Raw genomic sequence first — 26,767 nt, forward strand, 5'->3', positions numbered from 1 at the left:
GCCATGACATCACCGGTCACCCCCTCGTCGCCCGCCCCCGGTGCCCCGGCGCCCCGGCCGAAGAGGGCGCGAAGCGCCCTGGCCGTCGGCGCGGCACTCCTCGTCGCCGTCGGCGTGCTCGCCGGCGTCAAGTGGTGGCCCCGGGACGCGGCCGCCGGACCCGAGGCCCTCTGCTGGGGCGCACTGTCCCCGGCCCGGGCCGAGCCGCTGCTCGCGGACGCGAAGCCCGCCACCGCCACGGAGACGCCCGCCGCCGCACGCGAGGCCACCTGCCAGGTCAGGACCGGCGACGACGACCGGGACGTCCAGTTCGTCCTGACGTTGCGCGACGGCCTCCAGGGCAGCGTGAACCCCCCCACCGGGGTCCAGCGCCTGCCGGGCTCCCGGACGGGCTGGGCCACCCAGGCCGAAGGCCGCGTCCGCCTCTCCGACCGCTGCGCCGACGCGCTCGACCGCGACGGTACGGGCCAGGTCGACCTGATCCTCACCACCACACCCCGGCTGCGCGAGCACAACGGCTGGAAGTCCGACACCCTCGTCCCCCGCGTCCGCCAGGTCCTGACGGCCGCGGCGGAGGGAATCGAACGACACCACAAGTGCTGAAGCCCTGAGCCACACGACACCACACCCGGCCGCCCGGCCAACCCGGGCCGCCGGGTCTGGAGTGGCAACAACGACGAGTCGTTCATCCTTGGCCACGGTAAATGCCGGGAGATCTTCGACAAGACGCCCCAACGCACCGGCGGCTCTTTCGCCGGATACCGCGACGGCACCTTCCGGATGTCGGACATACCGCGCAGTGCCGTCGAGCTCGGCTTCAGCAAGCCCACGACGGGCACGGGCCGGCTGTCCGGGCGGGGCAAGCGGGGATTGAAGGGCGACACTCGGCGCAGCGACGGCATCGATGCGGTCACGCAGGAAGAGATCGACGCGCGCTTCTTCGCCATCGCCACCGACCTGATCGGCACGCCCACCGAACTCATCGACGAGCACGGTCACATCGCCTGGCACAGCCGCACCACGCTGTGGGGTATCACCACGTGGAACGCGACGGCGACCGCGTACACACCCCTGCGTTTCCCCGGCCAGTACTTCGACCCCGAGACGGGCCTCCATTACAACCACCACCGCTACTACGACCCCCACACCGCCCGCTACGTCACCCCCGACCCACTCGGGCTGGCGCCGGCCCCCGACCCGGCCGGTTACGTACACAACCCGCATACGACCAGCGACCCGCTCGGTCTCGTGCCGTACGAGAACAATGGTGGCCTCGGCGGTCTCGTCAAGGTCAACAAACCCGATCCCGCTGCCGATGCTCTCGCCGAGCGGCTCGCCGGAGAGTCCCGTGTGAAGTTCGAGCATGATCCGAAGGGGAGGGAGATCGATGCGATCAGCGATGACTACGTGGCGCAGTCAAAGCCCGGTGGAATGCAGATGGGAAGCGCTCTCAGAAACCAGGCAAAAGCTACATTCGAGTATGCGATCCAATCCGGCCGCACTCCTTACTTCCACTTCGACGGCGAGCCGGGCCCCGGGGTGATCGCCAAGCTCCAGGAGTACGGCAGGCGGTACGGTATCCAGCCGGTGATCGACACGAAGCCGCTGTGAGAGGCATATGTACGAGTTCCATGGTTGGTTCGGTATTGCCGAGTCCCCCGAAGAGGCGGATACGGGATCGCTTGAGGAGGGCGTGGCTGAACTGAGGGCAGCCATTGATCGCATCGAGTGGGCAACCGGCGAGGTGGCGCTGAAGGTCCACAACGGGGAGTACTTCGTACGGACCGACGGTCTGGTCAACCGGCGCCGTGACGAGGCCGAGGAACTGGACGCTCTTGTCCGCTTCATCGCGCGCCGCTTCCCCGGTTCCTGGGGGCTGCTCTACGAGCGCTCCGCGGACATGGACCACCCGCCGGGTCCGGGAGCCTTTCGGGTTCGCGTCATGGCCAGGGGGGAGGTACAGGACCGGCTTGATCCGTTCCTGTCACCGTGCCGTCCGGTCATCGAGGACTGACAGGCTCCCGCCTCGAGACCTGACCTGGGCTGGGCTTGAGGAGTGGCTGTTGGCCTGGGAAATCCCTGAGGCCCTGGTCGGTCCGAGGGTCTGGTAGCACTGTTGGTGACCGCCGTTGCCCACCCACGAGCGGGGACCGGACCGAGCCTCCTTGCACCGGTAGAGAAAGTTGTGAGGCACGCTGCCCGATGAGCAAGAGCACCGGCCGGATCAACCAGGTGATCCGGCTACCGGCATGCGTCACCGACACCGTGCACGCCTCCGCCCGCAACCGGGCGCGTCTCGTGGCGATGCGGTTCTCACGCAGTCGCTCCCCTGCCTGGTCGGAAGCGTCCGTGTTCAGCGCGGGTGAGATCGTGCGCAGCCCCGCCGGCCGAAGGCGGGTGGCGGCGCGGACGGCTTCCGGTGGGAGGAGGCCCTGGATCTGCCGGAGCCTCGGCTCCGCACCCGGCCGCCGGTCAGCCGGTGAACCCGGCCACGTCGTCGGCGGCCTGCCGGGCGCACTTCTGGCACGTGGCCACTGATCCCCCCCCGGCACGACAAGCAGGCCCCGGTCGTTGACCTGGGCCTTGATCGCGGAAGGGACGACGAGGATCGAACGCGCGCCTGAAGCTTGGGAAGCGACGGCGCTTGGGCGGCGGCATGGCCTCTGAGCTGTGCGTTCGTACTCCGGCATGGTGCCTGGGGGCGCAGGATCACTCCGCTGTCGACCGTGGTTGTCCGCCCTTGAGGGCTGTGGGCACGGTGTCGAAGGACGTCCTTCGGTCAGACGGCGTTCCGGTTGCGACCCGGGCCCACGTGTTCAGCCGGAGCCGGCACTGCCCGCCGATTCGCTGGCGGCACGGCGGTACTCGGCGTTGATGCGCTGAGCTTCCTCGAGCTGGTCCTCCAGGATGACGATGCGGCACGCCGCCTCGATCGGAGTCCCCTTGTCGACGAGTTCGCGGGCGCGCGCGGCGATCCGCAGTTGGTAGCGGGAGTACCGGCGATGTCCTCCCTCCGAGCGGAGCGGGGTGATCAGACGGGCCTCACCGATGGCCCGGAGGAAGGCCGGGGTGGCGCCGAGCAACTCGGCCGCCCGGCCCATCGTGTATGCGGGGTAGTCGTCGTCGTCCAGACGATCATTCAGGGGGTTGTCCGATGTCATGTCACCTCGCTGTGCAACGCGTCGAGGGGCCCTGGTGCCGTACGGCACCAGGGCCCCGAAGGAATTCAACACCATCTGTCGGCCCTACTGCTGTGCCGACCTTCTGTTTCCGCTACCCGGCCCGGCAGAGGCGGGTGCGGGGGGATCGTAGCTGCTTGACCGGGGACCACCATCCATTCCGGGGTCTTGCGGTACCCGGACCGAGGTCTTCTCGGACCGGGTGATCCTGATGGCGTCTGCTCCTCCGTCCCTCTCCGGACCAACCACTGAGTGAGCTGGTACTGCCCTCGGCAGCTCCTCGACGTGCGAGCCGCCCAGTGCGGCTCTCCGCCCCGTCACCGTTCTGGTAACACTCTGGCTTCGAGGCTCAAGAGCCGCACTGACCTGCATGTTTGGCGCTCAACCACCCGCCAGTTCGTGTCTGGCGGGTCCCATCGACCATGTCTACGAGAAGAACCATACCCATGCCGGGAGCGAAAATCTACTCGTACAAAAGTAGATTCAGTCTCCTGGTGGAAGGAGGAGTCCGCCCGCGATCGGGCCTCGCCGGATGGCGGGAGCCGCCTTCCGCCGAGCGCCCGACCGCTTCACCCACGGGCGGTTGCCGGTCCGAGTGGTGGGCCGCATAAGCTCTGCTGTCATGTCGAACCCTGATGAGCTGCTCGTCGCCATCTCCGCCGCAGTGGAGTCCGAGCGAAGCAATCAGATGTCGTTGACCGTGGTCGTAGGTGGTGCCGTCATCACCGGCCGGCTCGCTCCCGAGGCTGTGTGGAGGGAGCGGGTGGCGGAGGTCCTGAAGGACTCGGACCGTCTCGGCCCGTTCTCGGACGTCTTCGTCCGCGCTCCGCGAGGGAACCGTCCCGGTCGCGGTGAGGCGCCCACGCACCTGCACTTCCATCTCGCCCGGATCCTGCAGGGCAGCCTCGGGATCCCGGAGACGGGCGGTATGTACCGAGTCGCGATCAAGGACGTCAGCGCATGGACCGTAGGAGACCTCATCCACTTCGACCGGTGAGACGCGGTCTCCGCCCCGTTGCCCGGCAGGCGGGTTCCGAGCGCACGGCGCGGACGGCGACACGGCGGTGGGGGGGCGGGCGCCCCCCCGGGGGGGGGGGCCCCCCCCGGCGGGGGCCGCCCCCCGGGGGGGGGGGGCCCCCCCCCCCGCGGGCCGCCCGCCCCCCCACCGGGATCCTGGGGGCGGTTTCCCGCCCGTGCTCACACGGCCACGGGCCCGGTGCCGCCGAGCAGTGCGGACGCGGTTTGCAGGGCAGTGGGTCCATCCACGCCCGTGGGCACGCCCGCGGGCACGCCCACGGGCACGCCCTCGGGGCGGTCGTGGCAGGTGAAGCCGAGACGCGTCATGGCCCGCACGACTTCACCGGCGGTGAAGTCACGGGGGTCCTGTCGTGTGATGACCTGGCCCACCTGCTTGACCGGGTAGCGGCGGCGGCCGATGGTCACGGACGCACCCGTGACGAGCCCGGGCCTGACGCCCTTCATGGAGGCCAGCACCCCTGTCCTGGTCAGGTCGAACGGGTACCGGGCGATGACACAGCGCATGGTGCCTCACAGGAGAGAATTCGCGGGGAGAAGGAGAACGAGCCGGCCGGGGCGAGACGGATTCAGTACGAGAGGGCGGGTGCGCCCGGCATCCGACCGTACTCGCCGATGACGGGCGAGGACAGTGGTCCGTCGCGGACGTCCCGCAGACGGATCCGGTCCGTGTACGCCGAACTGTCGCGGACAACGGCGAGTCCGGTCCGGGTGACCAGACCCGTGCTCTCGTCGTCCCCGTCGCACACGGTCAGGTACTCGACCCGGGCGCCCGCCATGATGGCCAGAGCCACCTCGACGGTCATGTCGTCACACACCCGAGGGCCGTGCCTCTCGGTGTCCTCTACCGCGGTCACGGGAGCGGGACCGGGCGCACGGTGCTGCGTCGGCGATGGCCTCAAGGGTGTCTCCTTCGGTAGGGGATGGTCGGCTGGGCGGCCCGTGCGGTCCCGGGAGACCAGGGCGGCTCTCGGGCAGGCCGAAGGGCTCCGGGGACCGCGCCGATCAGGCAGCCGCATCTTTCCCGGACAGCCGCTGTCCCCGTCGGCGCGCCCCCGCGCCGGCGGGTCGGCCCCGGCCGGTGCGGCCCCGGGAGGATGCGGAAGCGCGGCGGGTGCGTTCCACGACGGGCGCGGTGATGACCACGGGAACCCCCGAAGGTGCCTGGGCGCCTGTGATCCGGCTCAGTTCCGCCTCGCCCGAGCGGACCGGGGTGACGCGCGCGGTGATGCCGGCCGATGCCATCAGCCGGGTCATGTCGCGGCGCTGGCCGGGGGTCACCAGGGTGACGACGCTGCCGGATTCCCCGGCGCGGGCCGTACGGCCGCCACGGTGCAGGTAGTCCTTGTGGTCGCTGGGGGGATCGACGTTGACGACCAGGTCGAGGTTGTCGACGTGGATGCCGCGAGCCGCGACGTTGGTGGCCACCAGGACGGTGACGTCACCGTTCTTGAACTGCGCCAGGGTCCGGGTGCGCTGCGGCTGGGACCGGCCGCCGTGCAGGGCCGCGGCGCGGACACCGCTGTTCAGCAGGTGCTTGGTCAGCCGGTCCACGGCGTTCTTGGTGTCCAGGAACATGATGACCCGGCCGTCCCGGGCCGCGATCTCGGTGGTCGTGCGGTGCTTGTCGGCGTCGTGCACGTGGAGTACGTGGTGCTCCATCGTGGTGACGGCACCGGCCGACGGGTCGACGGAGTGCACCACCGGGTCGGTCAGGTAGCGGCGGACCAGCAGGTCGACGTTGCGGTCCAGGGTGGCCGAGAACAGCATCCGCTGGCCCTCGGGGCGCACCTGGTCGAGCAGGGCGGTGACCTGGGGCATGAAGCCCATGTCGGTCATCTGGTCGGCCTCGTCGAGCACCGTGATGCCGACGTCGTCGAGCCGGCAGTCGCCCCGGTCGATGAGGTCCTTGAGCCGACCGGGCGTCGCTACGACCACCTCCGCACCGGCGCGCAGCGCGCCGGCCTGCCTGCCGATGGACATTCCGCCGACGACGGTGGCGAGCCGCAGGCTCACGGAGCGGGCGTAGGGAGCGAGGGCGTCGGTGACCTGCTGGGCCAGCTCACGGGTGGGGACGAGGACCAGCGCCAGTGGCCGGCGCGGCTCGGCGCGCCGGCCCGCCGTACGGGCCAGTGCCGCGAGGCCGAAGGCGAGGGTCTTGCCCGACCCGGTGCGGCCGCGACCGAGCACGTCGCGGCCGGCCAGGGAGTTCGGCAGGGTGGCCGCCTGGATGGGGAACGGTACGGTCACGCCTTCGTGGCCGAGCGTGGTCAGCAACGGCGCCGGCATGGCGAGATCGGCGAATGCCTCGACGGCGGGCAACGCGGGCGTGACCGTCTTCGGCGGCGCGAACTCGCCCCCCGCGGGCGGTCGGTTTCCGTGACCGGTGGAGCGGCGCGGAACGCCGGAGCGGCCCGCGGCGGCGCTTCCTCCGAAGCGGTCGTACGTGCGATTGCCGCGTGCGCGAGTGGTACGTGTGCGGTTCATGCGGAACCTTCCTCGATGCGGGCGCGTATCAAGGAATTTCCGCAGCAGAATGAGCGGCGCAGAGAATCACGAGAACGGGCCGAAAAACGACAGGGGAGAATCACCCTGGGAGTGAAGCGAGCTGGGGCCCGCACCCCAAGGTGCGGGCCCCAGCTGCGAAGTATGCGGCCGTGCCGGTGTGTCAGGCGGGAACGATGTTCTCGGCCGTCGGGCCCTTCTGGCCCTGCGCGATGTCGAACGACACCTTCTGGCCCTCCAGCAGTTCGCGGAAGCCCTGGGTGGCGATGTTCGAGTAGTGGGCGAAGACGTCGGCGCCGCCGCCGTCCTGCTCGATGAAGCCGAAGCCCTTTTCCGCGTTGAACCACTTCACGGTGCCAGTAGCCATGTTTTTTCTCCTTCGGAGGCGGTATCGGGAATACGCCCTGTGCGCATTCCGTGTCGCCGTGATGATCAGCCGTCGGAAAAACCTTCTGGCAACCACACCTGCAACTGATGACGACAGTAGCACGGTGCGATCGGTCCTGCACGGTCGATAATTCCCCTCCGTCGGGCGGTCGAGGAATACTCGTCATACCCCAGACCTATTTCTCATTTCACGGATACAGATATTGCCCTCCGGCAGCAGACGGACTCGACCGAACACCCAGGCCGATTCGCTTGGGGCGTCACAGAAAACAAAAGAACCCCCGGGTCTCTGACCTGGGGGTTTCTCGTGGAGCGGGTGACGAGAATCGAACTCGCGCTCTCAGCTTGGGAAGCTGATGTTCTACCATTAAACTACACCCGCGTATGTACGGACATGGCCTCGGTGGACCCCCGTCCGAACGCTCGCTCACTGTACATCATCCCAGACCCCGGGTGCTCGGAAGCCGATGGGTTTGAGTCCGGCCCGGGGTGGCATCCGGCTGCGGGAGGCCTGAGTCGGGGCGTACCGTGGGGGCGCCGTGAGAGGCTGGAGTGCCGCCTGCAGAGTCGTCTCTTTGATCCCGTAATGTGGCTTTTGGCGTTCGGGTAGAACCGCCGGACGCGGCTCCTGGGGAAGGGACTTGAGGGACTTGATGGAACGCACCGTCGTCCGCTGCGCGGACGGGCACGTCTTCAGCACCGCTTCGTTCCCGATGCAGAAGGCCGGGCGGCTCGGCCCCGGCCGGCTCGTGCGGTGCCCGCGGTGCGCCCGGCTCCGCAGCGCGGTGCCCGTGGTCATGGAGAAGCGGTAGCGGCGGCAAGGGCGGTACCGAGGGATCCGGGCGGTGAACGGGGAGGTCAGGGACCGGCTGTAGTCGGAGTGTGACAGCGGGCGCGCGGAGCCGTCGTGATTGCGATGGCCCCGCGCGCCTTGCGTATCCTCGCTACGTGCTTCTCTCAGACAAGGACATCCGGGCCGAGATCGACGCCGGGCGGGTGCGGATCGATCCCTACGACGAATCCATGGTGCAGCCGTCCAGCATCGACGTACGACTGGACCGGTACTTCCGGGTGTTCGAGAATCACCGGTACCCCCACATCGACCCTTCCGTCGAGCAGGCCGACCTGACGCGGCTGGTCGAGCCCGAGGGCGATGAGCCGTTCATCCTGCACCCCGGCGAGTTCGTGCTGGCCTCCACCTACGAGGTCATCACGCTCCCCGACGACCTGGCCTCGCGGCTGGAGGGGAAGAGCTCGCTCGGGCGGCTCGGGCTGGTCACGCACTCCACCGCCGGGTTCATCGACCCCGGGTTCAGCGGGCATGTCACCCTCGAACTCTCCAACCTCGCCACGCTCCCCATCAAGCTGTGGCCGGGGATGAAGATCGGGCAGCTGTGCATGTTCCGGCTGTCCTCGCCCGCCGAGTCGCCGTACGGCAGCGAGCGCCACGGCTCCCGGTACCAGGGGCAGCGCGGGCCGACCGCCTCGCGGTCCTATCTCAATTTCCATCGGACCCAGGTGTGAGGGCTACGACGACATGACCGACGCAGACGTGCGGGAGAACCTGACCTACGACCGGTTCGGGGTCGCCATCCGCGAGCTGGCGCAGACCATCGCCGACGACGGGTACGTGCCCGACATCGTGCTGAGCATCGCGCGCGGCGGGGTGTTCGTGGCGGGCGGGCTGGCGTACGCCCTCGACTGCAAGAACATCCACCTGGTGAACGTGGAGTTCTACACCGGTGTGGGCACCACGCTGGAGATGCCGGTCATGCTCGCGCCCGTGCCGAACGTGATCGACTTCTCCGACAAGAAGGTGCTGATCACCGACGACGTCGCGGACACCGGCAAGACCCTGAAGCTGGTGCGGGACTTCTGCCTCGACACCGTCGCCGAGGTGCGCTCCGCGGTGGTCTACGAGAAGTCGCACTCCCTCGTGAAGTGCGAGTACGTATGGAAGCGGACCGATGACTGGATCAACTTCCCGTGGAGTGTCCTGCCTCCCGTCGTGCGGCGTGCGGGGCAGGTTCTCGACGCCTAGGCGGACATGGGAAGGGCCCCCGGCGGTCGTCCGCCGGGGGCCCTTCCGTGTGTCGTGAGGCTAGAACGTGCCCAGCTTCACGATCGACAGCAGGGCGATCAGCTGGATCGCCGACGCGCCCAGGGCCTTCGGCCAGGGCAGGTCGTGGGAGCGGGAGACCATCAGGGTGAGCAGGGCGCCCGCGCCGATCCAGGTGGCCCAGCCGAGGATCTGCACGAAGCCGGCGTCGCCGCCGAGGAACATGGCGAAGACCAGGCGGGGCGTGTCCGTGAGGGCGCTGATCAGCATGGACAGGCCCACCGTGGGCTGCCAGGCGCCGTCACCGCCGAGCTGGCGGGCCAGGCTGTGGGTCACCACGCCCAGGACGAACAGGCCCAGCACCATCACGACGCCCGTCACCAGCACGATCGGCACCGCGTTGGACAGCGTCGCGCTGATCGCGTCCTCGCGGGCGCCGTCGAAGCCGAAGACGGCGAGCAGGCCGTACAGGAAGGTCACGACGAGGGCGGGGATCCACATCGTGTAGTCCCGCATGCGCAGGAAGGTCTGGTCGGGGGAGAGGACGACCCCCTTGAGCAGTTCCTTCCAGTGCAGGGGCGGGCCCACGGGGCCGGCGGGCGCGGCGGCCGAGCCGGCGTGGTAGGTCGCGCCCTGGGTGTAGCCGGCGGCCTCGTCGATCGAGAACGCCTGGGTGTGGCCCGGCTGGTCGGCCGCGTACGGGTCCGGCGTGCCGTGCCCGGGGTGGCCGCCGTCGCCGAAGTACTCCGGCCCGTCGTCGGCGGGCCCGGGGTAGCCGTACTGCGGCCCGCCCTGCTGCGGGTACGGCGGCTGCGGCGCCGAGGGGTAGCCGTACGAGGGGCCCGCCGGGCCCGTGCCCCCGTACGGCGGCTGACCGTACGACGGCCCCCCGGGCTGAGCGGGTCCGTGCCCGCGCCCGTACGACGGTCCCTGGGGCGCCTGCTGTCCTTGGGGGGTGCGGTCGTCCCGGCCCCCGCGTCCGATCCTGAATCCAGCCACGTCATCGAACGTACCCGGTCCTGACGGCCGGTGGGCCGGGCCCGGCGTTCCGGGCCGGGCATTGCGGCCGACCTGTGACATCCCCTAAGGGGCCGTCAGCGGCGGCTCCGGGGGTTCCTCGGGGTGTCCCCGGGGTTTGGTCCGCGGGGCGGCGCGGCCGGTCACTGGTCCTCTCGGTGGACGGCGGCCCGCCCGGCTGCCGGGAACGGCGCCGGCGTGGGTCAGGATGGGTCCATGAGCGTAGTGAAGATCAACGTGCTGACCGTGCCCGCCGAACAGCGGGAGGTGCTGGAGAAGCGGTTCGCCTCGCGGGCCCACGCGGTGGAGAACTCCGACGGCTTCGAGTGGTTCGAGCTGCTGCGGCCGGTGGAGGGCACCGACCAGTACCTCGTGTACACGCGCTGGCGGGACGAGGAGTCGTTCCAGGCGTGGATGGAGGGTCCGATGAAGTCCGCGCACCAGGGCGGCGGCGAGGGCGGCGAGCGCCCGAAGCCGGCGGCGTCCGGCTCCACCCTGTGGTCCTTCGAGGTGGTGCAGCAGGCCGCGCCGAAGAACGTGTAGGCGGCGCGGGCGCACACGACGGCGCCCCCTGCCTGTGCGGGTCAGGGGGCGCCGTCGGGTCCGCCGCGCGGCCGGTCACGTCACCGGGGCCGGCCGCGCGTCACCGTTCTCACTTCACCGGTTCCGGCTCCGGTGCGCTCTCGTCCGCGGCCTCGCCCGCCGGGTCGGCCGGCGTCCGGACCGAGTCCAGCAGGAGCTGGGCGACGTCCACGACCTGGACGGACTCCTTGGCCTTGCCGTCGTTCTTCTTGCCGTTGACCGAGTCGGTCAGCATGACCAGGCAGAACGGGCAGGCGGTGGAGACGATGTCGGGGTTGAGGGAGAGGGCCTCGTCGACGCGCTCGTTGTTGATGCGCTTGCCGATCCGCTCCTCCATCCACATCCGCGCGCCGCCGGCGCCGCAGCAGAAGCCGCGCTCCTTGTGGCGGTGCATCTCCTCGTTGCGCAGGCCCGGGACCTTGCCGATGATCTCGCGCGGGGGCGTGTAGATCTTGTTGTGGCGGCCCAGGTAGCAGGGGTCGTGGTAGGTGATGATGCCCTCGACGGGCGTCACCGGGATCAGCTTGCCCTCGTCCACCAGGTGCTGGAGGAGCTGGGTGTGGTGGATGACCTCGTAGTCGCCGCCGAGCTGCGGGTACTCGTTGCCGAGCGTGTTGAGGCAGTGCGGGCAGGTGGCGACGATCTTCTTGGCCGACTTGGGCTTCTTCGTCGACTCGTCCTCGTCGTCCTCGCCGAAGGCCATGTTCAGCGCGGCGACGTTCTCCATGCCGAGTTCCTGGAACAGCGGCTCGTTGCCGAGGCGGCGGGCGGAGTCACCGGTGCACTTCTCGTCGCCGCCCATGATGGCGAACTTCACGCCCGCGATGTGCAGCAGCTCGGCGAAGGCCTTCGTGGTCTTCTTCGCCCGGTCCTCCAGGGCGCCGGCGCAGCCGACCCAGTACAGGTACTCGACCTCGGAGAGGTCCTCGATGTCCTTGCCGACGACCGGGACCTCGAAGTCGACCTCCTTGGTCCACTCCAGGCGCTGCTTCTTCGCCAGGCCCCAGGGGTTGCCCTTCTTCTCCAGGTTCTTGAGCATCGTGCCCGCCTCGGACGGGAACGCCGACTCGATCATCACCTGGTAGCGGCGCATGTCGACGATGTGGTCGACGTGCTCGATGTCCACCGGGCACTGCTCGACGCAGGCGCCGCAGGTGGTGCAGGACCACAGGACGTCCGGGTCGATGACGCCGTTCTCCTCGGCGGTGCCGATCAGCGGGCGCTCGGCCTCGGCCAGCGCGGCCGCGGGCACGTCCTTGAGCTGCTCCTCGCTCGCCTTCTCCTCGCCCTCCATCGACTTGCCGCCGCCGGCCAGCAGGTAGGGCGCCTTGGCGTGCGCGTGGTCCCGCAGCGACATGATCAGCAGCTTGGGGGAGAGCGGCTTGCCGGTGTTCCAGGCGGGGCACTGCGACTGGCAGCGGCCGCACTCGGTGCAGGTGGAGAAGTCCAGCAGGCCCTTCCAGGAGAACTGCTCGACCTGGGAGACGCCGAAGACGTCGTCGTCGCCGGGGTCGGTGAAGTCGATCGGCTTGCCGCCGGACGTCATCGGCAGCAGGGCGCCCAGGGCGGTGCCGCCGCGGGCGTCGCGCTTGAACCAGATGTTCGGGAAGGCGAGGAAGCGGTGCCAGGCCACGCCCATGTCGGTCTTCAGGGCGACCGTGATCATCCAGATGAAGGAGGTCGCGATCTTCAGGCCGGCGAAGAGGTAGGTGAGGTTCTGCAGCGTGGAGGTGTCCATGCCGCGCAGCCAGGCGACGACCGGGTACGAGATGAAGAACGACGCCTCGTAGCCGTCGACGTGGTGCTGGGCGCCTTCGAGGGCGTGCAGCATGAAGATGCAGACGCCGACGATGAGGATGACGGCCTCGACGAAGTACGCCTGGCCGAAGTTGGAGCCGGCGAAGCGGGACTTGCGGCCCGGCTTGTTCGGCTTGCTGAGCTGGCGGATGACGATCAGCACGAGGATGCCGAGCGTCGTCATCGTGCCGAGGAACTCGACGAAGACGTTGTACGGTGCCCAGTCGCCGATGACCGGCAGGATCCAGTCCGCCTCGAAGAGCTGCCCGATGGCGTTGACGATCGTCAGCAGCAGGGAGAAGAAGCCCACCGCCACGAACCAGTGCGCCACGCCGACGACGCCCCAGCGGTTCATCCGGGTGTGGCCGAGGAACTCCCGGGCCACGGTGAGGGTGCGCTGCGCGGGATCGTCGGTCCGGGTGCCGGCCGGCACGGGCTGGCCCAGCCGGTGGAAGTTGTAGATCTGCAGGAGGGCGCGGCCGAACAGTGCCACGCCGACCACGATCAGGACCAGCGACACGATGATCGCGGCGAGTTGCATTGGGGCTCCTGAGGCGGCCTCGGTCTGAACACGAGCTGTCTTGAGCTGACGGACATTACTAAGCGGTAACTTATGCAGTCCGTCTGAGACTACCCCTATCTTCCTTCGGGATGCAGCAGGTCGCGGGGTGATATGGGTCGCCGCCGGACAACCAGATCGTGTTATTCATACCGATTCGCCCCATTCACGCCTACCTTGGAGGCGTGCTCTACGGGATCACCGCCGCCACCGCCGCCCTGCTCCTCGCCGCCGTGCTCGCGGCGGTGCTCCGGGTGCCCGCCCTCCGGGCGGGGGTCCTCGACCGGCGCCGGCAGCGGCCCCTGCCCCTCCTCGGCGGACTCGCCGTCGTGGTCGTCACCTGCCTGGTCGCCGGGGTGGGCCAGTGGAGCCGGGTGGCGCCGCTGGGGGACGGGGTCGGGCGGCTCCTCACGGTCGCCGCCGCGGTCGCCGGGCTGGGACTGGTGGCCGACGTGTGGCGGCTGCGCACGCGCGTGCTCGTCGCCGGGACGGTCGTGGCGGCGGCGTTCGTGGTGCCGTACGACGAGACGGGCGTGCCCGGCGGGCTGCTGGCCGTGGGCTGGATCGCTCTCGCCTCCCTCGCCTTCAAGGGGCTCGACCACGCCGACGGGCTGGCCGGGACGGTCGGGGTGGTCACCGCCTTCGGCGTGGGCGCCTGTGCCGCCGCCGAGGTGATGGACGGGCTGGCCGTGCTGCTCAGCGTGGTCGCCGCCGCCCTCACCGGGTTCCTGATGCACAACTGGCACCCCGCGCGCATCGGCCTGGGCGCGTGCGGCTCGCTGTTCACGGGGTTCCTGCTCTCCTCCGCCGTCGTCTTCACGCGCGCGGGGTACCCACTGGGGCCCAGCGCGGCGGTGGCCTTCTGCCTGGGCGCCGTGGCCGTCGCGGACACCCTGCTCGTGGTCGTCGCCCGGGGGGTGGCGAGGCGCCCGCTGCTCAGGCGGGGGCCGGACCACCTCGCGCACCGGCTGCGGCGGTTCGGGCCGACCCCGCCGGGGGCGGTGGTGCTGCTCGGGGCCGCGTCCTTTTCGTCGGTGCTCGTGGGGGTACTGGTGCACACGGGATGGACCGGGAGCGGGACCGCGTGGTGGGTGGCCGGTGGTGTGGCCCTCACCGTTCTGGTGCTCGTCCTCCTCCGGCACCCGGTCCAGCCGCCCCGGCCGACGGCATCCACGCAGGTCAGCGGCCACTTGCGCGTAAGGAGCGGATAAGACTTGAGCCGATCCGGCTCAGGTCTCTTGACCCCGGGAATCTCCTCAGGCACACTTGAGCCTGTTCCACTCAAGTCAGCTGGAGGAATCAACCATGGCACGTGCGGTCGGCATCGACCTGGGCACGACTAACTCCGTCGTCAGCGTTCTGGAGGGCGGCGAGCCCACCGTCATCACCAACGCCGAGGGCGCCAGGACCACGCCGTCCGTCGTCGCCTTCGCCAAGAACGGCGAGGTGCTCGTCGGCGAGGTGGCCAAGCGCCAGGCGGTCACGAACGTGGACCGGACCATCCGCTCGGTCAAGCGCCACATGGGCACCGACTGGAAGATCGAGCTGGACGGGAAGCCCTTCAACCCGCAGCAGATCTCCGCGTTCATCCTGCAGAAGCTGAAGCGGGACGCCGAGGCGTACCTGGGCGAGAAGGTGACCGACGCGGTCATCACCGTCCCGGCCTACTTCAACGACTCCGAGCGCCAGGCCACCAAGGAGGCCGGTGAGATCGCGGGTCTGAACGTCCTGCGCATCGTCAACGAGCCGACCGCCGCCGCGCTGGCGTACGGCCTCGACAAGGACGACCAGACGATCCTCGTCTTCGACCTCGGTGGCGGCACCTTCGACGTGTCCCTCCTGGAGATCGGCGACGGCGTCGTCGAGGTGAAGGCCACCAACGGCGACAACCACCTCGGCGGTGACGACTGGGACCAGCGCGTCGTCGACTACCTGGTCAAGCAGTTCCAGTCCGGTCACGGCGTGGACCTGTCCAAGGACAAGATGGCCCTGCAGCGGCTGCGCGAGGCCGCGGAGAAGGCGAAGATCGAGCTGTCCTCCTCCACGGAGACCTCGATCAACCTGCCTTACATCACCGCGTCCGCCGAGGGCCCGCTGCACCTGGACGAGAAGCTCACCCGCGCCCAGTTCCAGCAGCTCACCTCGGACCTGCTGGACCGCTGCAAGACGCCGTTCCACAACGTCATCAAGGACGCCGGCATCTCGATCAACGAGATCGACCACGTCGTCCTCGTCGGCGGCTCCACCCGCATGCCCGCCGTCGCCGAGCTCGTCAAGGAGCTGACCGGCGGCAAGGAGGCCAACAAGGGCGTGAACCCGGACGAGGTCGTCGCCATCGGCGCCTCGCTCCAGGCCGGTGTCCTCAAGGGTGAGGTCAAGGACGTCCTGCTGCTCGACGTCACCCCGCTGTCCCTCGGCATCGAGACCAAGGGCGGCATCATGACCAAGCTGATCGAGCGCAACACCACGATCCCGACCAAGCGCTCCGAGATCTTCACCACGGCCGAGGACAACCAGCCGTCCGTGCAGATCCAGGTCTACCAGGGCGAGCGCGAGATCGCGGCCTACAACAAGAAGCTCGGCATGTTCGAGCTGACCGGTCTGCCGCCGGCGCCGCGCGGCGTCCCGCAGATCGAGGTCTCCTTCGACATCGACGCCAACGGCATCATGCACGTGACCGCGAAGGACCTGGGCACGGGCAAGGAGCAGAAGATGACCGTCACCGGCGGCTCCTCGCTGCCGAAGGACGAGGTCGACCGCATGCGCGAGGAGGCCGAGCGCTACGCGGAGGAGGACCACAAGCGCCGCGAGGCCGCCGAGGTCCGCAACCAGGGCGAGCAGCTCGTCTACCAGACCGAGAAGTTCCTCAAGGACAACGAGGACAAGGTCCCCGGCGAGGTCAAGACCGAGGTCGAGAGCGCCGTCGGCGAGCTGAAGGAAGCCCTCAAGGGCGAGGACACCGCCGGCATCCGCACCGCCACCGAGAAGGTCGCGGCCGTCTCGCAGAAGCTGGGCCAGGCCATGTACGCCGACGCCCAGGGCGCGCAGGCCGCGGGCGGAGCCGGTGACGCCGGGGCCGGCCAGGCCAAGGCGGACGACGACGTCGTGGACGCCGAGATCGTGGACGACGAGCGCAAGGACGGTGCCGCGTGACGGAGGAGACCCCGGGCTTCGAGGAGAAGCCCGACGTCCCCTCCGGCGCCACCTCCGACGACGCCGAGCCGAAGGCCGCCTCCGAGGAGGAGGCGGCCCCGGCCGGGGACGCGAACGACAACGCCGGTCTGGTCGCGCAGTTGGACCAGGTGCGCACGGCGCTGGGTGAACGCACCGCGGACCTCCAGCGACTCCAGGCCGAGTACCAGAACTACCGCCGCCGCGTCGACCGCGACCGGGTCGCGGTCCGGGAGGTCGCCATCGCGAACCTCCTGACCGAGCTGCTGCCGGTGCTCGACGACATCGGCCGCGCACGGGAACACGGCGAACTGGTCGGCGGCTTCAAGTCGGTGGCCGAGTCGCTGGAGACCGTCGCGGCAAAGCTGGGCCTCCAGCAGTTCGGCAAGGAGGGCGAGCCCTTCGACCCGACCATCCACGAGGCCCTGATGCACAGCTACGCGCCGGACGTCACCGAGACGACCTGCGTGGCGATCCTGCAGCCCGGGTACCGCATCGGCGAGCGCATCATCCGCCCCGCGCGGGTGGCCGTCGCCGAACCGCAGCCCGGCGCGCAGACCGTCAAGGCCGAGGGTGCCGACGAGGACGACGCGGCCGACGACAAGGAGAACGGTGGCCCGGAGGAGGGCTGACGTCGACGACGGACGGAAGGAGGGACGTCGGGGATGAGCACCAAGGACTTCATCGAGAAGGACTACTACAAGGTCCTCGGCGTCCCCAAGGACGCCACCGAGGCCGAGATCAAGAAGGCGTACCGGAAGCTCGCCCGCGAGTTCCACCCGGACGCCAACAAGGGCAACGTCAAGGCCGAGGAGCGCTTCAAGGAGATCTCCGAGGCGAACGACATCCTCGGCGACCCCAAGAAGCGCAAGGAGTACGACGAGGCGCGCGCGCTGTTCGGCAACGGGGGCTTCCGCCCCGGGCCGGGCGCGGCCGGCGGCTCCTTCAACTTCGACCTGGGTGACCTCTTCGGGGGCAACGCCCAGGGCGGAGGCTTCGGCGGCGGCATCGGTGACGTCTTCGGGGGCCTGTTCAACCGCGGCGGCACCGCGGGCCCGCGTACCCAGCCCCGGCGGGGCCAGGACATCGAGTCCGAGGTCACGCTGAGCTTCACGGAGGCCATCGAGGGCGCCACGGTGCCCCTGCGGATGTCCTCCCAGGCGCCCTGCAAGGCGTGTTCGGGCACCGGCGACAAGAACGGCACGCCGCGGGTGTGCCCGACCTGCGTCGGCACCGGGCAGGTCGCGCGGGGCTCCGGGGGCGGTTTCTCGCTCACGGACCCCTGCCCCGACTGCAAGGGCCGGGGCCTGATCGCCGAGCACCCCTGCGCGGACTGCAAGGGCAGCGGGCGCGCCAAGTCGTCGCGGACCATGCAGGTCCGCATCCCCGCGGGGGTGACCGACGGCCAGCGCATCCGGCTGCGCGGCAAGGGCGCGCCCGGCGAGCGGGGCGGCCCGTCGGGCGACCTGTACGTGGTCGTGCACGTCGGGGAGCACCCGGTGTTCGGGCGCAAGGACGACAACCTCACCGTCACCGTGCCGGTGACGTTCGCCGAGGCGGCGCTCGGCGGCGAGGTGCGGGTGCCCACCCTCGGTGGCCCGGCCGTCACCTTGAAGCTGCCGCCCGGCACGCCGAACGGACGGACCATGCGGGCGCGCGGCAAGGGCGCGGTCCGCAAGGACGGCACCCGCGGCGATCTGCTGGTCACCGTGGAGGTGCGTGTGCCGACGGACCTGTCGGGGAAGGCTCGTGACGCGCTGGAGGCGTATCGCGAGGTGACCGCGGGCGAGGATCCGCGGGCGGAGCTGTTCGAGGCCGCGAAGGGAGCCTGAGAGAATGGACGGCCGTCGGCGTAATCCGTATGAACTGACCCAGGAGACCCCGGTCTACGTCATCTCGGTGGCGGCCCAGCTCTCCGGTCTGCACCCGCAGACGCTGCGCCAGTACGACCGCCTGGGCCTGGTCTCCCCGGACCGCACCGCGGGCCGGGGCCGCCGGTACTCGGCCCGTGACATCGAACTGCTCCGCCAGGTGCAGCAGTTGTCGCAGGACGAGGGCATCAACCTGGCCGGCATCAAGCGCATCATCGAGCTGGAGAACCAGGTCGTCGCGCTCCAGTCCCGCATCGCGGAGCTGGAGGCGGCCCTGGACGGCGCGGCGGCGGCCATGCAGCAGCGCGAGGCCGCCGTGCACGCCTCCTACCGGCGCGACCTGGTGCCGTACCAGGAGGTCCAGCAGACCAGCGCGCTGGTGGTGTGGCGGCCGAAGCGGCAGCAGCAGCACGACTGACGCGCGCGGACGCGCACGCGAGGAGGGGCCCGGATTCCGGGCCCCTCTCGTCATGTCCCGCCCGTCATGTCCCGGCGGCCCGGTTCCGCTGGTGCCGGCCGGCGCGGGCCGGGGACGAGGGCCCGTCCGGCTCCGGGGTGCCCGCCTCGGTGGCGACGACCACGTCGGCCTCGCCGGTCGTCCGGTAGCGGGAGTTGCCTCACGTGTCGTACGCGTCCACGAAGAAGCAGCGCTCCTCGCCGTTCGCGACGGTGTCGTAGCGGTGGGAGGTGGTGCCGGGCGGCAGCCAGGCGGCCTCGTACGCGGAGCAGACGCGGCGAGCGCGACGGCCGTGGCGGTCGCGCGTCTGGCTGGGATCATTCGCACCTCTGATCGAGTCGGAAGGGGGGCGCGGGAGCGCCTCCGTCCCCGACTCGTGGCGGAACATCCGGTTTATACGGATCTTTGCCGGCCCGTGAACTTCCTTTACGTGGACGGGTCGTAAAGAGTTGTTGCAGGTGGTTTCGCGCAACCTCCACATATGCCCCCCGGCGTGGCGTTGCGCACTCGTTAAGCGCTTCTCCTTGACGCCGAGTGCGGCCGCCGCGTTGTCTTTTCAGACACCTGGGCCGTACCGCAGCGCCCGGGTCCGCAACGCACCTGAAGTGAGCCCCCGAATGCGTCGTATCGCCCTGTCCGTGGCCGCCTCCACGATGACCCTCTCGCTCGCCGGCTGCGGCGCGCTGAACGCGACGGGGGACAGCGCGAGCGTGAGCCCGACCAAGGGCGACGACATCACGGTGGGCCTGCTGCTGCCGGAGAAGGCGAACTCCCGCTACGGCAAGTTCGACTTCCCCATCATCAAGAGCAAGGTCGCCGAACTCACCAGCAAGCGGGGCAAGGTCGAGTACGCCAACGCCGACGCGAGCGCCGCCCGGCAGGCCGAGCAGCTCCAGAACATGATCGACAGCAAGGTCGACGTCATCCTGCTCGACGCGGTGGACGCGCACGCCGTCGCCGACGGGGTGCGCAAGGCCAAGGACGCGGGCATCCCGGTCATCGCCTACGACCGCCTCGCCGAGGGCCCGATCGACGCCTACATCTCCTTCGACAACGAGCTGGTCGGCGAGGTGCAGGGCCGCTCCCTGCTGGAGGCGCTCGGGCCGGACGCCGGCAAGTCCGACAAGATCGTCATGATGAACGGCTCGCCCACCGACCCGAACTCCAGGCAGTTCAAGGAGGGCGCCCTCTCCCAGCTCAACGGCAAGGTGACGATCGCCGCGAGCTTCGACACCGCGGACTGGAAGCCGGAGAACGCCGAGGCCGACATGGCCAAGGCGATCCAGGAGATCGGCAAGGACGGCATCGCCGGTATCTACTCCGCCAACGACGGCATGGCCGGCGGCGTCATCAAGGCGCTGAAGGCGGCCGGCGTCGCCACGCTGCCCCCGATCACCGGCCAGGACGCGGAACTGGACGCGGTGCAGCGGATCGTGGCCGGCGAGCAGTACATGAGCGTCTACAAGTCCTACCCGGACGAGGCCGAGGCCGCCGCGCAGATCGCCCTCACCAAGGTCCAGGGCAAGGACATCCAGTTCGACGCCCTCACCCAGGACCGGGCCGACAGCCCCACCCTCAAGGACATCCCGTCCAGGCTGGTCCAGGTCCGCGCGCTGACCCGGCACAACGTCAAGGACACGGTCGTCGCCGACGGCATCTACTCGGTGGACGAGATCTGCACCGCCAGGTACAAGGACGCCTGCGCCGCGCTCGGCCTCGGGTAGCCCCCGCGGACACCGCCCGCCCGCCACCCCGTCCCGGCGCGGAGCGCGGGCCGGAGCCCCGGTGAACCGGGGCGCGGCGGCATCTCCCGGGCGCCCGCGGGGAAGGAGCCGTGTTGCGGACCCGGTCGGTGCCGCGCATAGTTGCGCTGCGGAAGTGGCGGCACACCGGGGGTGGAATGGGCGATGGCCGGGCGTGGGGCGGATGAGCATCCTCACGGCGCCGACCGGCTGTGCGGCGCCGGCGACCGGTTGTACACCCGTGCCGTGCGCGGGGGGCGGGTGTCGCGCACGGACGCCGAGCACGTCCCCTGCCTGCTGGAGCTGGCGTTGCTGCACCCCGACCCCGACGACATGGACTGGCTGGTGCCGACGTCCCCGCAGGAGGTCATGACCCGGCTGCTGCGCGGGGTCCACGACGAGGTCAGCGAGAGCCAGCGGCGGGTGGGCTCGGCGGTGGCCGCCTTCGAGCGGTACGCGGGCCTGGGCCGGCAGCTCAACGCGCCGGCGGCACCCGCCGAGGGCAGCTCGATCCGGGTCCTGGACGGGCTCTCCCGGATCCAGGCCGCGATGGACGAGGCGACCGAGGCGTGCACCACCGAGGTGCTCACCGTGCAGCCCGGCGGCATCCGGCGCGAGGCGGAACTCACCGAGGGACTGCACCGGGCGCTCGCCCTGCGCGGCCGGGGCGTGCGCATGCGCGACCTCTACACGCACGTGGCCCGGCACGGGCAGGGGCTGCTGAACTACCTCGAACTGATGGGGGACACGGTGGAGGCCCGCACCCTCGACGAGGTCATCGACCGGCTCATCCTCTTCGACCGCACGGTGGCCTTCGTCCCCGCCAACGCCGACCGCACGATGGCCCTGGAACTGCGCCACCCGGCCCTGGTCGGCTACCTGGTGACGGTCTTCGAGCGGCTGTGGCGGCTGGCGATCCCGCTCACCGCCGCGCTCCCCGACACCGGCATCGAGGGCATCTCGCACCGGGAGCAGTCCATCGCGGCGCTGCTCGCCGAGGGGCACCAGGACGCGGTGATCGCCGAGCGGCTCGGCATCAGCGTGCGCACCTGCCGGGCCCACATCGCCCGCCTGTCGGAGACGCTCGGCGCGGCCAGCCGCACCCAGCTCGGCGTCCGCATCGCCCAGGTCGGCCTGGACGGCCACCGCCCGCCCCTGCCGGGCGCCGCGCTCACCGCGCGGGACCTGGAGCCCCCGCCCGCCCGCTGAGGCGCCCGGGCCGCGGCGCGGCCCGCACCGCCGGCGCGCGCACGCCGGGCGGGCACCGGTCCGCCCGGCGTGTCACTGGTCCGCCCGGCGTGTCACTGGTCCCGGTCCAGGATGCCGGACTGGGCGATCAGGTAGCCGAGCTGGGCGCGGCTGCCGCTGCCGAGGGCGGTGGCCAGCTTGGCGATGTGGGCGCGGCAGGTGCGGACGTTCATGCCGAGGCGGCGGGCGATGGCCTCGTCCACGAGGCCCTCGACGAGGAGCTTGGCGATGGAGTGCTGGATCTCGGTGATGCCGTCGGGCGCGGTCTCGTAGGGGGCGCCGGTGCTCAGCGGCACCGCGCGGGCCCACATGAACTCGAACACCTTGATCAGGTAGCGCACGAGTCCGGGGTGCCGGAGCTCCAGCGCGACCTGGCGGTCGTCGCGGACGGGTATGAAGGCGACGGTCTCGTCGCAGATGATGAGCCGTTCCACCAGTTCGTCGATGGTGCGGTACTCCACCTTGCCGACGGAGAACTGGGCGACGTACCCCAGGGTCTCGGGGCTGTAGCGGGCCGTGTGCTGGTACAGGGTCTTGATGCGCACCCCGCGTTCGAGGAGCGGCCGGTCGCGCTCCAGGCCCTGGAGCAGGGTGTGCTCCAGGCGGCGGCTGGTGGGCTGCACGGTGAGCACCTCGGACCGGCACGCGGCCGTGGCGACGTCGAGCGCCGCGTTGATGCGGTCCAGGCCCTCCAGCACGGATATGGCGTGGGTGCTCGCCGTGTCCTGGGCGCTGAGCGTCATGAACGGCTCGAAGGCCGCGGCCAGTTCGACCGACAGCCGCCTGCGCTCGGAGATCTCGCGTTCGATCGGGTTGAGCCGCTGGGCGAGGGCAACCGAGGGAGGGGTGGGGCGCAGCCAGCCCGCGTCGTCGGGATCCGGCTGGAGCAGGGCGAACTCCATGAGGCAGGGGGCCGCCTCCGCGTCGGAGCGGGCGATCCGTCCCATGCGCAGCGCCCTGGCGTAGAGGCCGCTACCCTCCTCGCAGAGTTCGGTCATCGCATGGGGATGGGCCACTTTGGCCTGATTCGTCGTCAAATCTCCACCCCCCAGGGTCCTGAACATGCAGGAACATGATGCACCGATCGTGTGGCCATGACGTGCCCAAATGAGACATCGTCTTGTTCGACGGGGGAAGAGGGGACCTTCAAGTGAGGACGAAGCCGAAAATGCGCAACAGATTGCTTCGGTCGATGCTTGCCGTCGCCTTCTCCACCGTTGTGGCCATTGGCGCGCTGAGTGGCCTCTCCGGTGCAGAGCGTGACGCTGCGGCCGATACCACCTGGGGCATTGCTCCGCGGGTGGTCGCTGTGGGTGTCCACGACACCGGGGCGGCTCATCCCGATGGTGCGGATGACACCACTTGGGGCTGACTGATGACTACTCCACCCGACGACCGCTCCTTCCGCCGTGAGATGGCCACCGCCTACCGGTCCGGCTGGCACTTCATCGACCTGGTCACCGCCATCCCCCACAGCGGTGACTCCCTGATGGTGACCGTGTTCGGCGAGCCGGTCGTCGTCACCCGGGACGAGGACGGTGACGTACGGGCCTTCCGGTGCCTGCGCAAGCCGCGTGGCGCGCCGCAGCCGGTGCGATGTGCCGTCCGGTACGGAATGATCTTTGTGAACCTGGACCAGCGGGACCACCGGCTCTACGAGCCGGCGGAGTCCGACCTGAGCACCATCTCGGCCACCCCCCGCAGTGCCTGACGCGATTCCCCCGTCGTAACAGATCGCTCAGGCGCTTCCCCCCGCAGCGGCGTCACCGTGACCTGAACACGGTGACGCCGCTGCAGTTTTACGGGGACATCTCCCGCTATGGGCGCGCTTCCATGGTGGCTGAAAATATTCACCCGTGGCCCAGTGCGCGCTCCACCTCGATCTCGATCACCACGCGTGCCGGATTCTGGCGGGGCGTGCGCGTGTAGCGCTCGGTGTAGCGCCGCTCCGCCTCCGCCACCCGCTCCGGCTCCGTGCGGACGCGCGCCCGCCCCTCCAGCGTCGCCCAGCGCCGGCCGTCCACCTGGCACACCGCCACCCGGGCGCCCGCCGCCCCGGCCGCCCGCACGTACCGGGCCTTCGCGCTGGTGCCGCTGGTGATCACCCGGGCCAGCCGCGCCCCGGCGTCGTACGTCACCCCCACCGGCACCACGTGCGGGCTGCCGTCGGGCCGCAGGGTCGTCAGGGTGCACAGGTGCCGTTCCCGCCAGAAGGCGAGATACGGCTCGTCGGGGGAAACCGGGTCCACGGAGTGCCTCGTCATGGGCGCAACCTAACCCCGGCGCGCTCCCGCCCGAACCTTGAGCGGAATAGACTCAACTTTGTGTACGCTGGTTAAGTCAGCAGTGCGAGGGGCAGTGCGAAGTGCCGGGAAGACCGGAAAAAGCGGCCGAGGAGGAGAACGGACAACGTGGACGCCGAGCTGACCAACAGGAGCCGGGACGCGATCAACGCGGCGAGCAGTCGTGCCGTGACCGAGGGGCACCCGGACCTCACCCCCGCCCACCTGCTGCTGGCTCTGCTCCAGGGGCAGGACAACGAGAACATCACCGACCTGCTCGCCGCCGTCGACGCCGACCAGGCCGCCGTGCGCGCGGGCGCCGAGCGGATCCTGGCCGCGCTGCCCAGCGTGACCGGCTCCACCGTGGCGCCCCCGCAGCCCAGCCGTGAGCTGCTGGCCGTGATCGCGGACGCCGGTGAGCGCGCGAAGGACCTCGGCGACGAGTACCTGTCGACCGAGCACCTGCTGATCGGCGTCGCCGCGAAGGGCGGCGAGGCCGGCGAGGTGCTCTCCGGGCAGGGCGCCGGGGCGAAGAAGCTGCTGGAGGCCTTCAAGAAGGCCAGGGGAGGACGCCGCGTGACCACCGCCGACCCCGAGGGCCAGTACAAGGCCCTGGAGAAGTTCGGCACCGACTTCACCGCCGCCGCCCGCGAGGGGCGGCTGGACCCGGTCATCGGACGGGACCAGGAGATCCGGCGGGTCGTGCAGGTGCTGAGCCGCCGTACGAAGAACAACCCCGTGCTCATCGGCGAGCCCGGCGTCGGCAAGACCGCCGTCGTGGAGGGGCTCGCCCAGCGGATCGTCAAGGGGGACGTGCCCGAGTCGCTGAAGGACAAGCGGCTGGTCGCGCTGGACCTCGGCGCGATGGTGGCCGGCGCCAAGTACCGCGGCGAGTTCGAGGAGCGGCTCAAGGCCGTCCTCGCCGAGATCAAGGAATCCGACGGCCAGGTCATCACCTTCATCGACGAGCTGCACACGGTCGTGGGCGCGGGCGCCGGCGGCGACTCCGCCATGGACGCGGGCAACATGCTCAAGCCGATGCTGGCCCGCGGCGAGCTGCGCATGGTCGGCGCGACCACGCTCGACGAGTACCGCGAGCGGATCGAGAAGGACCCGGCGCTGGAGCGGCGCTTCCAGCAGGTGCTGGTCGCCGAGCCGACCGTCGAGGACACCGTCGCGATCCTGCGCGGTCTGAAGGGCCGGTACGAGGCCCACCACAAGGTGCAGATCGCCGACAGCGCGCTGGTCGCCGCCGCCACCCTCTCCGACCGGTACATCACCTCCCGCTTCCTGCCGGACAAGGCCATCGACCTGGTCGACGAGGCCGCCTCCCGGCTGCGCATGGAGATCGACTCCTCGCCGGTCGAGATCGACGAGCTCCAGCGCGCCGTCGACCGGCTGAAGATGGAGGAGCTGGCGATCGGCAAGGAGACCGACCCGGCCTCGCTCGCCCGCCTGGAGAAGCTGCGCCGCGACCTCGCCGACAAGGAGGAGGAGCTGCGCGGCCTCACCGCCCGCTGGGAGAAGGAGAAGCAGTCCCTCAACCGGGTCGGCGAGCTGAAGGAGCGGCTGGACGACCTGCGTGGCCAGGCCGAACGCGCCCAGCGCGACGGCGACTTCGACACCGCGGCCAAGCTGCTCTACGGCGAGATCCCGCAGCTCGAGAAGGAGCTGGAGGCCGCCTCGCAGGCCGAGGAGCAGGCCGCCACGGACACGATGGTCAAGGAGGAGGTCGGCTCCGACGACATCGCCGACGTGGTGGCCGCCTGGACCGGCATCCCGGCCGGCCGCCTGATGGAGGGCGAGACGCAGAAGCTGCTGCGCATGGAGGACGAGCTGGGCAAGCGGCTGATCGGCCAGGGCGAGGCCGTGCGCGCGGTCAGCGACGCCGTACGGCGCTCCCGGGCCGGCGTCGCCGACCCCGACCGGCCCACCGGGTCCTTCCTCTTCCTCGGCCCGACCGGTGTCGGCAAGACCGAACTCGCCAAGGCGCTCGCGGACTTCCTCTTCGACGACGAGCGGGCGATGGTCCGCATCGACATGTCGGAGTACGGCGAGAAGCACAGCGTGGCCCGGCTCGTCGGCGCGCCCCCCGGCTACGTCGGCTACGAGGAGGGCGGCCAGCTCACCGAGGCGGTGCGGCGGCGCCCGTACAGCGTCGTGCTGCTGGACGAGGTGGAGAAGGCCCACCCCGAGGTCTTCGACATCCTGCTCCAGGTGCTGGACGACGGCCGCCTGACCGACGGCCAGGGCCGCACGGTCGACTTCCGCAACACCATCCTGGTGCTCACCTCCAACCTGGGCAGCCAGTTCCTGGTCGACCCGATCAGCAGCGAGGCGGAGAAGCGGGAGCAGGTGCTGGAGGTGGTCCGCGCCTCCTTCAAGCCGGAGTTCCTCAACCGCCTCGACGACCTGGTCGTCTTCTCGGCGCTGACCAAGCCCGAGCTGGAGCGGATCGCGGAGCTCCAGATCGGCCGCCTCGGCCGGCGCCTGGCCGAGCGCCGGCTCAGCCTGGAGATCACCCCCGAGGCGCTGGCCTGGCTGGCGGAGGAGGGCCTGGACCCGGCCTACGGCGCCCGGCCGCTGCGCCGCCTCGTCCAGAGCGCCATCGGCGACCGGCTCGCCAGGGAGATCCTGTCCGGTGAGATCAAGGACGGCGACACGGTCCGCGTCGACCGCTCCGGCGAGGGCCTGCTGGTCGGACCGGCGACCGGCAAGACGCTGTGACACCCGGGCGGTGAACGGCGCGGGGCCGGGGGGGGGGGGCGGGCGGGGGGCCCCCCCCCCCCCCCCCCCGGCGCCCCCCCCCCCCCCCCCCCCCCCCCCCCCCCCCCCACACCCACCCCACCCCCACACCCCCCCCCCCCCCAAGAAAA

The 26,767-nt window shown here is 70.5% G+C and carries 26 protein-coding genes, 1 tRNA gene and 1 pseudogene; 17 read left to right on the forward strand and 11 right to left on the reverse strand.

What is annotated here, in order from left to right:
• The first annotated feature begins 3 nt into the window (after positions 1 to 3).
• From ACZ4K2_RS16900 to ACZ4K2_RS16910, 3 genes and pseudogenes are all read left to right on the forward strand, one after another.
• The gene (locus ACZ4K2_RS16900; RefSeq protein ID WP_467468242.1) at positions 4 to 603 is read left to right on the forward strand and encodes a hypothetical protein; all 600 of its coding nucleotides are present in this window, start codon (positions 4 to 6) and stop codon (positions 601 to 603) included.
• A gap of 312 nt (positions 604 to 915) precedes the next feature.
• A pseudogene (locus tag ACZ4K2_RS16905) lies at positions 916 to 1,611 on the forward strand (restriction endonuclease fold toxin); the annotation flags it as partial.
• A gap of 7 nt (positions 1,612 to 1,618) precedes the next feature.
• Positions 1,619 to 2,014 (forward strand): immunity 7 family protein, encoded by a 396-nt coding sequence (locus tag ACZ4K2_RS16910; protein WP_467468240.1) that lies wholly within the window; start codon positions 1,619 to 1,621, stop codon positions 2,012 to 2,014.
• A gap of 802 nt (positions 2,015 to 2,816) precedes the next feature.
• Here ACZ4K2_RS16910 and ACZ4K2_RS16915 read toward each other — a convergent pair.
• A complete protein-coding gene (locus tag ACZ4K2_RS16915) occupies positions 2,817 to 3,161 on the reverse strand; it encodes a MerR family transcriptional regulator (protein ID WP_467468238.1) in 345 nt (114 codons plus the stop codon).
• A gap of 640 nt (positions 3,162 to 3,801) precedes the next feature.
• Here ACZ4K2_RS16915 and ACZ4K2_RS16920 point away from each other — a divergent pair.
• Positions 3,802 to 4,176 carry a hypothetical protein gene (locus ACZ4K2_RS16920; protein WP_467468236.1) on the forward strand — a complete coding sequence of 125 codons (375 nt, stop codon included), beginning with the start codon at positions 3,802 to 3,804 and terminating at the stop codon, positions 4,174 to 4,176.
• Between the two features lie 200 nt (positions 4,177 to 4,376).
• Here the strand turns inward: ACZ4K2_RS16920 and ACZ4K2_RS16925 are convergent, their stop codons facing one another.
• From ACZ4K2_RS16925 to ACZ4K2_RS16945, 5 genes are all read right to left on the reverse strand, one after another.
• Positions 4,377 to 4,721, reverse strand: coding sequence for an SCO5918 family protein (locus ACZ4K2_RS16925; RefSeq protein WP_467468234.1), 345 nt, complete (start codon positions 4,719 to 4,721; stop codon positions 4,377 to 4,379).
• Between the two features lie 62 nt (positions 4,722 to 4,783).
• Positions 4,784 to 5,020, reverse strand: a complete 237-nt coding sequence (locus ACZ4K2_RS16930) for a CBS domain-containing protein (protein WP_467468232.1) — start codon at positions 5,018 to 5,020, stop codon at positions 4,784 to 4,786.
• Positions 5,021 to 5,219: 199 nt separating this feature from the next.
• The gene (locus ACZ4K2_RS16935) at positions 5,220 to 6,701 is read right to left on the reverse strand and encodes a DEAD/DEAH box helicase (protein WP_467468229.1); all 1,482 of its coding nucleotides are present in this window, start codon (positions 6,699 to 6,701) and stop codon (positions 5,220 to 5,222) included.
• Between the two features lie 181 nt (positions 6,702 to 6,882).
• Entirely contained in the window at positions 6,883 to 7,086 is a 204-nt protein-coding gene (locus ACZ4K2_RS16940) for a cold-shock protein (protein WP_028799214.1), read from the reverse strand.
• 328 nt (positions 7,087 to 7,414) lie between these two features.
• Positions 7,415 to 7,488 (reverse strand) — tRNA-Gly (locus tag ACZ4K2_RS16945).
• A 259-nt stretch (positions 7,489 to 7,747) separates the two neighbouring features.
• On the opposite strand from ACZ4K2_RS16945, the gene ACZ4K2_RS16950 reads away from it, so the two are divergent.
• The 3 genes from ACZ4K2_RS16950 to ACZ4K2_RS16960 all read left to right on the forward strand — a co-directional run bounded on the left by ACZ4K2_RS16950 (position 7,748) and on the right by ACZ4K2_RS16960 (position 9,147).
• The gene (locus tag ACZ4K2_RS16950; RefSeq protein ID WP_467468843.1) at positions 7,748 to 7,918 is read left to right on the forward strand and encodes a hypothetical protein; all 171 of its coding nucleotides are present in this window, start codon (positions 7,748 to 7,750) and stop codon (positions 7,916 to 7,918) included.
• Positions 7,919 to 8,054: 136 nt separating this feature from the next.
• A complete protein-coding gene (gene dcd / locus ACZ4K2_RS16955; RefSeq protein WP_467468227.1) occupies positions 8,055 to 8,630 on the forward strand; it encodes a dCTP deaminase in 576 nt (191 codons plus the stop codon).
• A gap of 13 nt (positions 8,631 to 8,643) precedes the next feature.
• Complete coding sequence (locus ACZ4K2_RS16960) at positions 8,644 to 9,147, forward strand: phosphoribosyltransferase (protein ID WP_467468225.1); 504 nt, start codon at positions 8,644 to 8,646, stop codon at positions 9,145 to 9,147.
• A 60-nt stretch (positions 9,148 to 9,207) separates the two neighbouring features.
• Here the strand turns inward: ACZ4K2_RS16960 and ACZ4K2_RS16965 are convergent, their stop codons facing one another.
• Positions 9,208 to 10,245, reverse strand: a complete 1,038-nt coding sequence (locus ACZ4K2_RS16965; RefSeq protein ID WP_467468223.1) for a Yip1 family protein — start codon at positions 10,243 to 10,245, stop codon at positions 9,208 to 9,210.
• A gap of 153 nt (positions 10,246 to 10,398) precedes the next feature.
• Between ACZ4K2_RS16965 and ACZ4K2_RS16970 the strand changes: the two genes are divergently transcribed.
• Positions 10,399 to 10,725, forward strand: coding sequence for an antibiotic biosynthesis monooxygenase family protein (locus ACZ4K2_RS16970; protein ID WP_467468221.1), 327 nt, complete (start codon positions 10,399 to 10,401; stop codon positions 10,723 to 10,725).
• A 109-nt stretch (positions 10,726 to 10,834) separates the two neighbouring features.
• On the opposite strand, the gene ACZ4K2_RS16975 is transcribed toward ACZ4K2_RS16970, so the two are convergent.
• A complete protein-coding gene (locus ACZ4K2_RS16975) occupies positions 10,835 to 13,102 on the reverse strand; it encodes a (Fe-S)-binding protein (protein WP_467468219.1) in 2,268 nt (755 codons plus the stop codon).
• A 203-nt stretch (positions 13,103 to 13,305) separates the two neighbouring features.
• On the opposite strand from ACZ4K2_RS16975, the gene ACZ4K2_RS16980 reads away from it, so the two are divergent.
• The 5 genes from ACZ4K2_RS16980 to ACZ4K2_RS17000 all read left to right on the forward strand — a co-directional run bounded on the left by ACZ4K2_RS16980 (position 13,306) and on the right by ACZ4K2_RS17000 (position 18,580).
• The gene (locus tag ACZ4K2_RS16980; protein ID WP_467468217.1) at positions 13,306 to 14,331 is read left to right on the forward strand and encodes an MraY family glycosyltransferase; all 1,026 of its coding nucleotides are present in this window, start codon (positions 13,306 to 13,308) and stop codon (positions 14,329 to 14,331) included.
• Positions 14,332 to 14,425: 94 nt separating this feature from the next.
• Entirely contained in the window at positions 14,426 to 16,273 is a 1,848-nt protein-coding gene (gene dnaK / locus ACZ4K2_RS16985) for a molecular chaperone DnaK (protein ID WP_467468215.1), read from the forward strand.
• Positions 16,270 to 16,923 carry a nucleotide exchange factor GrpE gene (grpE, locus tag ACZ4K2_RS16990; RefSeq protein ID WP_467468214.1) on the forward strand — a complete coding sequence of 218 codons (654 nt, stop codon included), beginning with the start codon at positions 16,270 to 16,272 and terminating at the stop codon, positions 16,921 to 16,923. The genes dnaK and grpE overlap by 4 nt, the downstream gene beginning before the upstream one ends.
• Before the next feature lie 33 nt (positions 16,924 to 16,956).
• Complete coding sequence (dnaJ, locus tag ACZ4K2_RS16995; RefSeq protein WP_467468212.1) at positions 16,957 to 18,123, forward strand: molecular chaperone DnaJ; 1,167 nt, start codon at positions 16,957 to 16,959, stop codon at positions 18,121 to 18,123.
• Between the two features lie 4 nt (positions 18,124 to 18,127).
• Entirely contained in the window at positions 18,128 to 18,580 is a 453-nt protein-coding gene (locus tag ACZ4K2_RS17000; protein ID WP_467468210.1) for a heat shock protein transcriptional repressor HspR, read from the forward strand.
• Positions 18,581 to 18,779: 199 nt separating this feature from the next.
• On the opposite strand, the gene ACZ4K2_RS17005 is transcribed toward ACZ4K2_RS17000, so the two are convergent.
• The gene (locus ACZ4K2_RS17005; protein ID WP_467468208.1) at positions 18,780 to 19,007 is read right to left on the reverse strand and encodes a hypothetical protein; all 228 of its coding nucleotides are present in this window, start codon (positions 19,005 to 19,007) and stop codon (positions 18,780 to 18,782) included.
• Positions 19,008 to 19,236: 229 nt separating this feature from the next.
• Between ACZ4K2_RS17005 and ACZ4K2_RS17010 the strand changes: the two genes are divergently transcribed.
• Positions 19,237 to 20,343 (forward strand): sugar ABC transporter substrate-binding protein, encoded by a 1,107-nt coding sequence (locus ACZ4K2_RS17010; RefSeq protein WP_467468206.1) that lies wholly within the window; start codon positions 19,237 to 19,239, stop codon positions 20,341 to 20,343.
• A 183-nt stretch (positions 20,344 to 20,526) separates the two neighbouring features.
• Positions 20,527 to 21,570 carry a helix-turn-helix transcriptional regulator gene (locus ACZ4K2_RS17015; RefSeq protein WP_467468204.1) on the forward strand — a complete coding sequence of 348 codons (1,044 nt, stop codon included), beginning with the start codon at positions 20,527 to 20,529 and terminating at the stop codon, positions 21,568 to 21,570.
• 92 nt (positions 21,571 to 21,662) lie between these two features.
• Here ACZ4K2_RS17015 and ACZ4K2_RS17020 read toward each other — a convergent pair whose 3' ends face one another.
• Complete coding sequence (locus tag ACZ4K2_RS17020) at positions 21,663 to 22,607, reverse strand: helix-turn-helix transcriptional regulator (protein WP_467468202.1); 945 nt, start codon at positions 22,605 to 22,607, stop codon at positions 21,663 to 21,665.
• A gap of 377 nt (positions 22,608 to 22,984) precedes the next feature.
• On the opposite strand from ACZ4K2_RS17020, the gene ACZ4K2_RS17025 reads away from it, so the two are divergent.
• On the forward strand, positions 22,985 to 23,320 hold the full coding sequence (locus ACZ4K2_RS17025) for a hypothetical protein (protein ID WP_467468200.1): 336 nt from the start codon (positions 22,985 to 22,987) through the stop codon (positions 23,318 to 23,320).
• A gap of 139 nt (positions 23,321 to 23,459) precedes the next feature.
• Here the strand turns inward: ACZ4K2_RS17025 and ACZ4K2_RS17030 are convergent, their stop codons facing one another.
• Complete coding sequence (locus ACZ4K2_RS17030; RefSeq protein ID WP_467468198.1) at positions 23,460 to 23,873, reverse strand: TIGR03618 family F420-dependent PPOX class oxidoreductase; 414 nt, start codon at positions 23,871 to 23,873, stop codon at positions 23,460 to 23,462.
• Positions 23,874 to 24,020: 147 nt separating this feature from the next.
• On the opposite strand from ACZ4K2_RS17030, the gene clpB reads away from it, so the two are divergent.
• Positions 24,021 to 26,618 carry an ATP-dependent chaperone ClpB gene (clpB, locus tag ACZ4K2_RS17035; protein ID WP_467468196.1) on the forward strand — a complete coding sequence of 866 codons (2,598 nt, stop codon included), beginning with the start codon at positions 24,021 to 24,023 and terminating at the stop codon, positions 26,616 to 26,618.
• The last annotated feature ends 149 nt before the right edge of the window (positions 26,619 to 26,767 follow it).

The organism is Streptomyces sp. NPDC025833, from assembly GCF_055558055.1.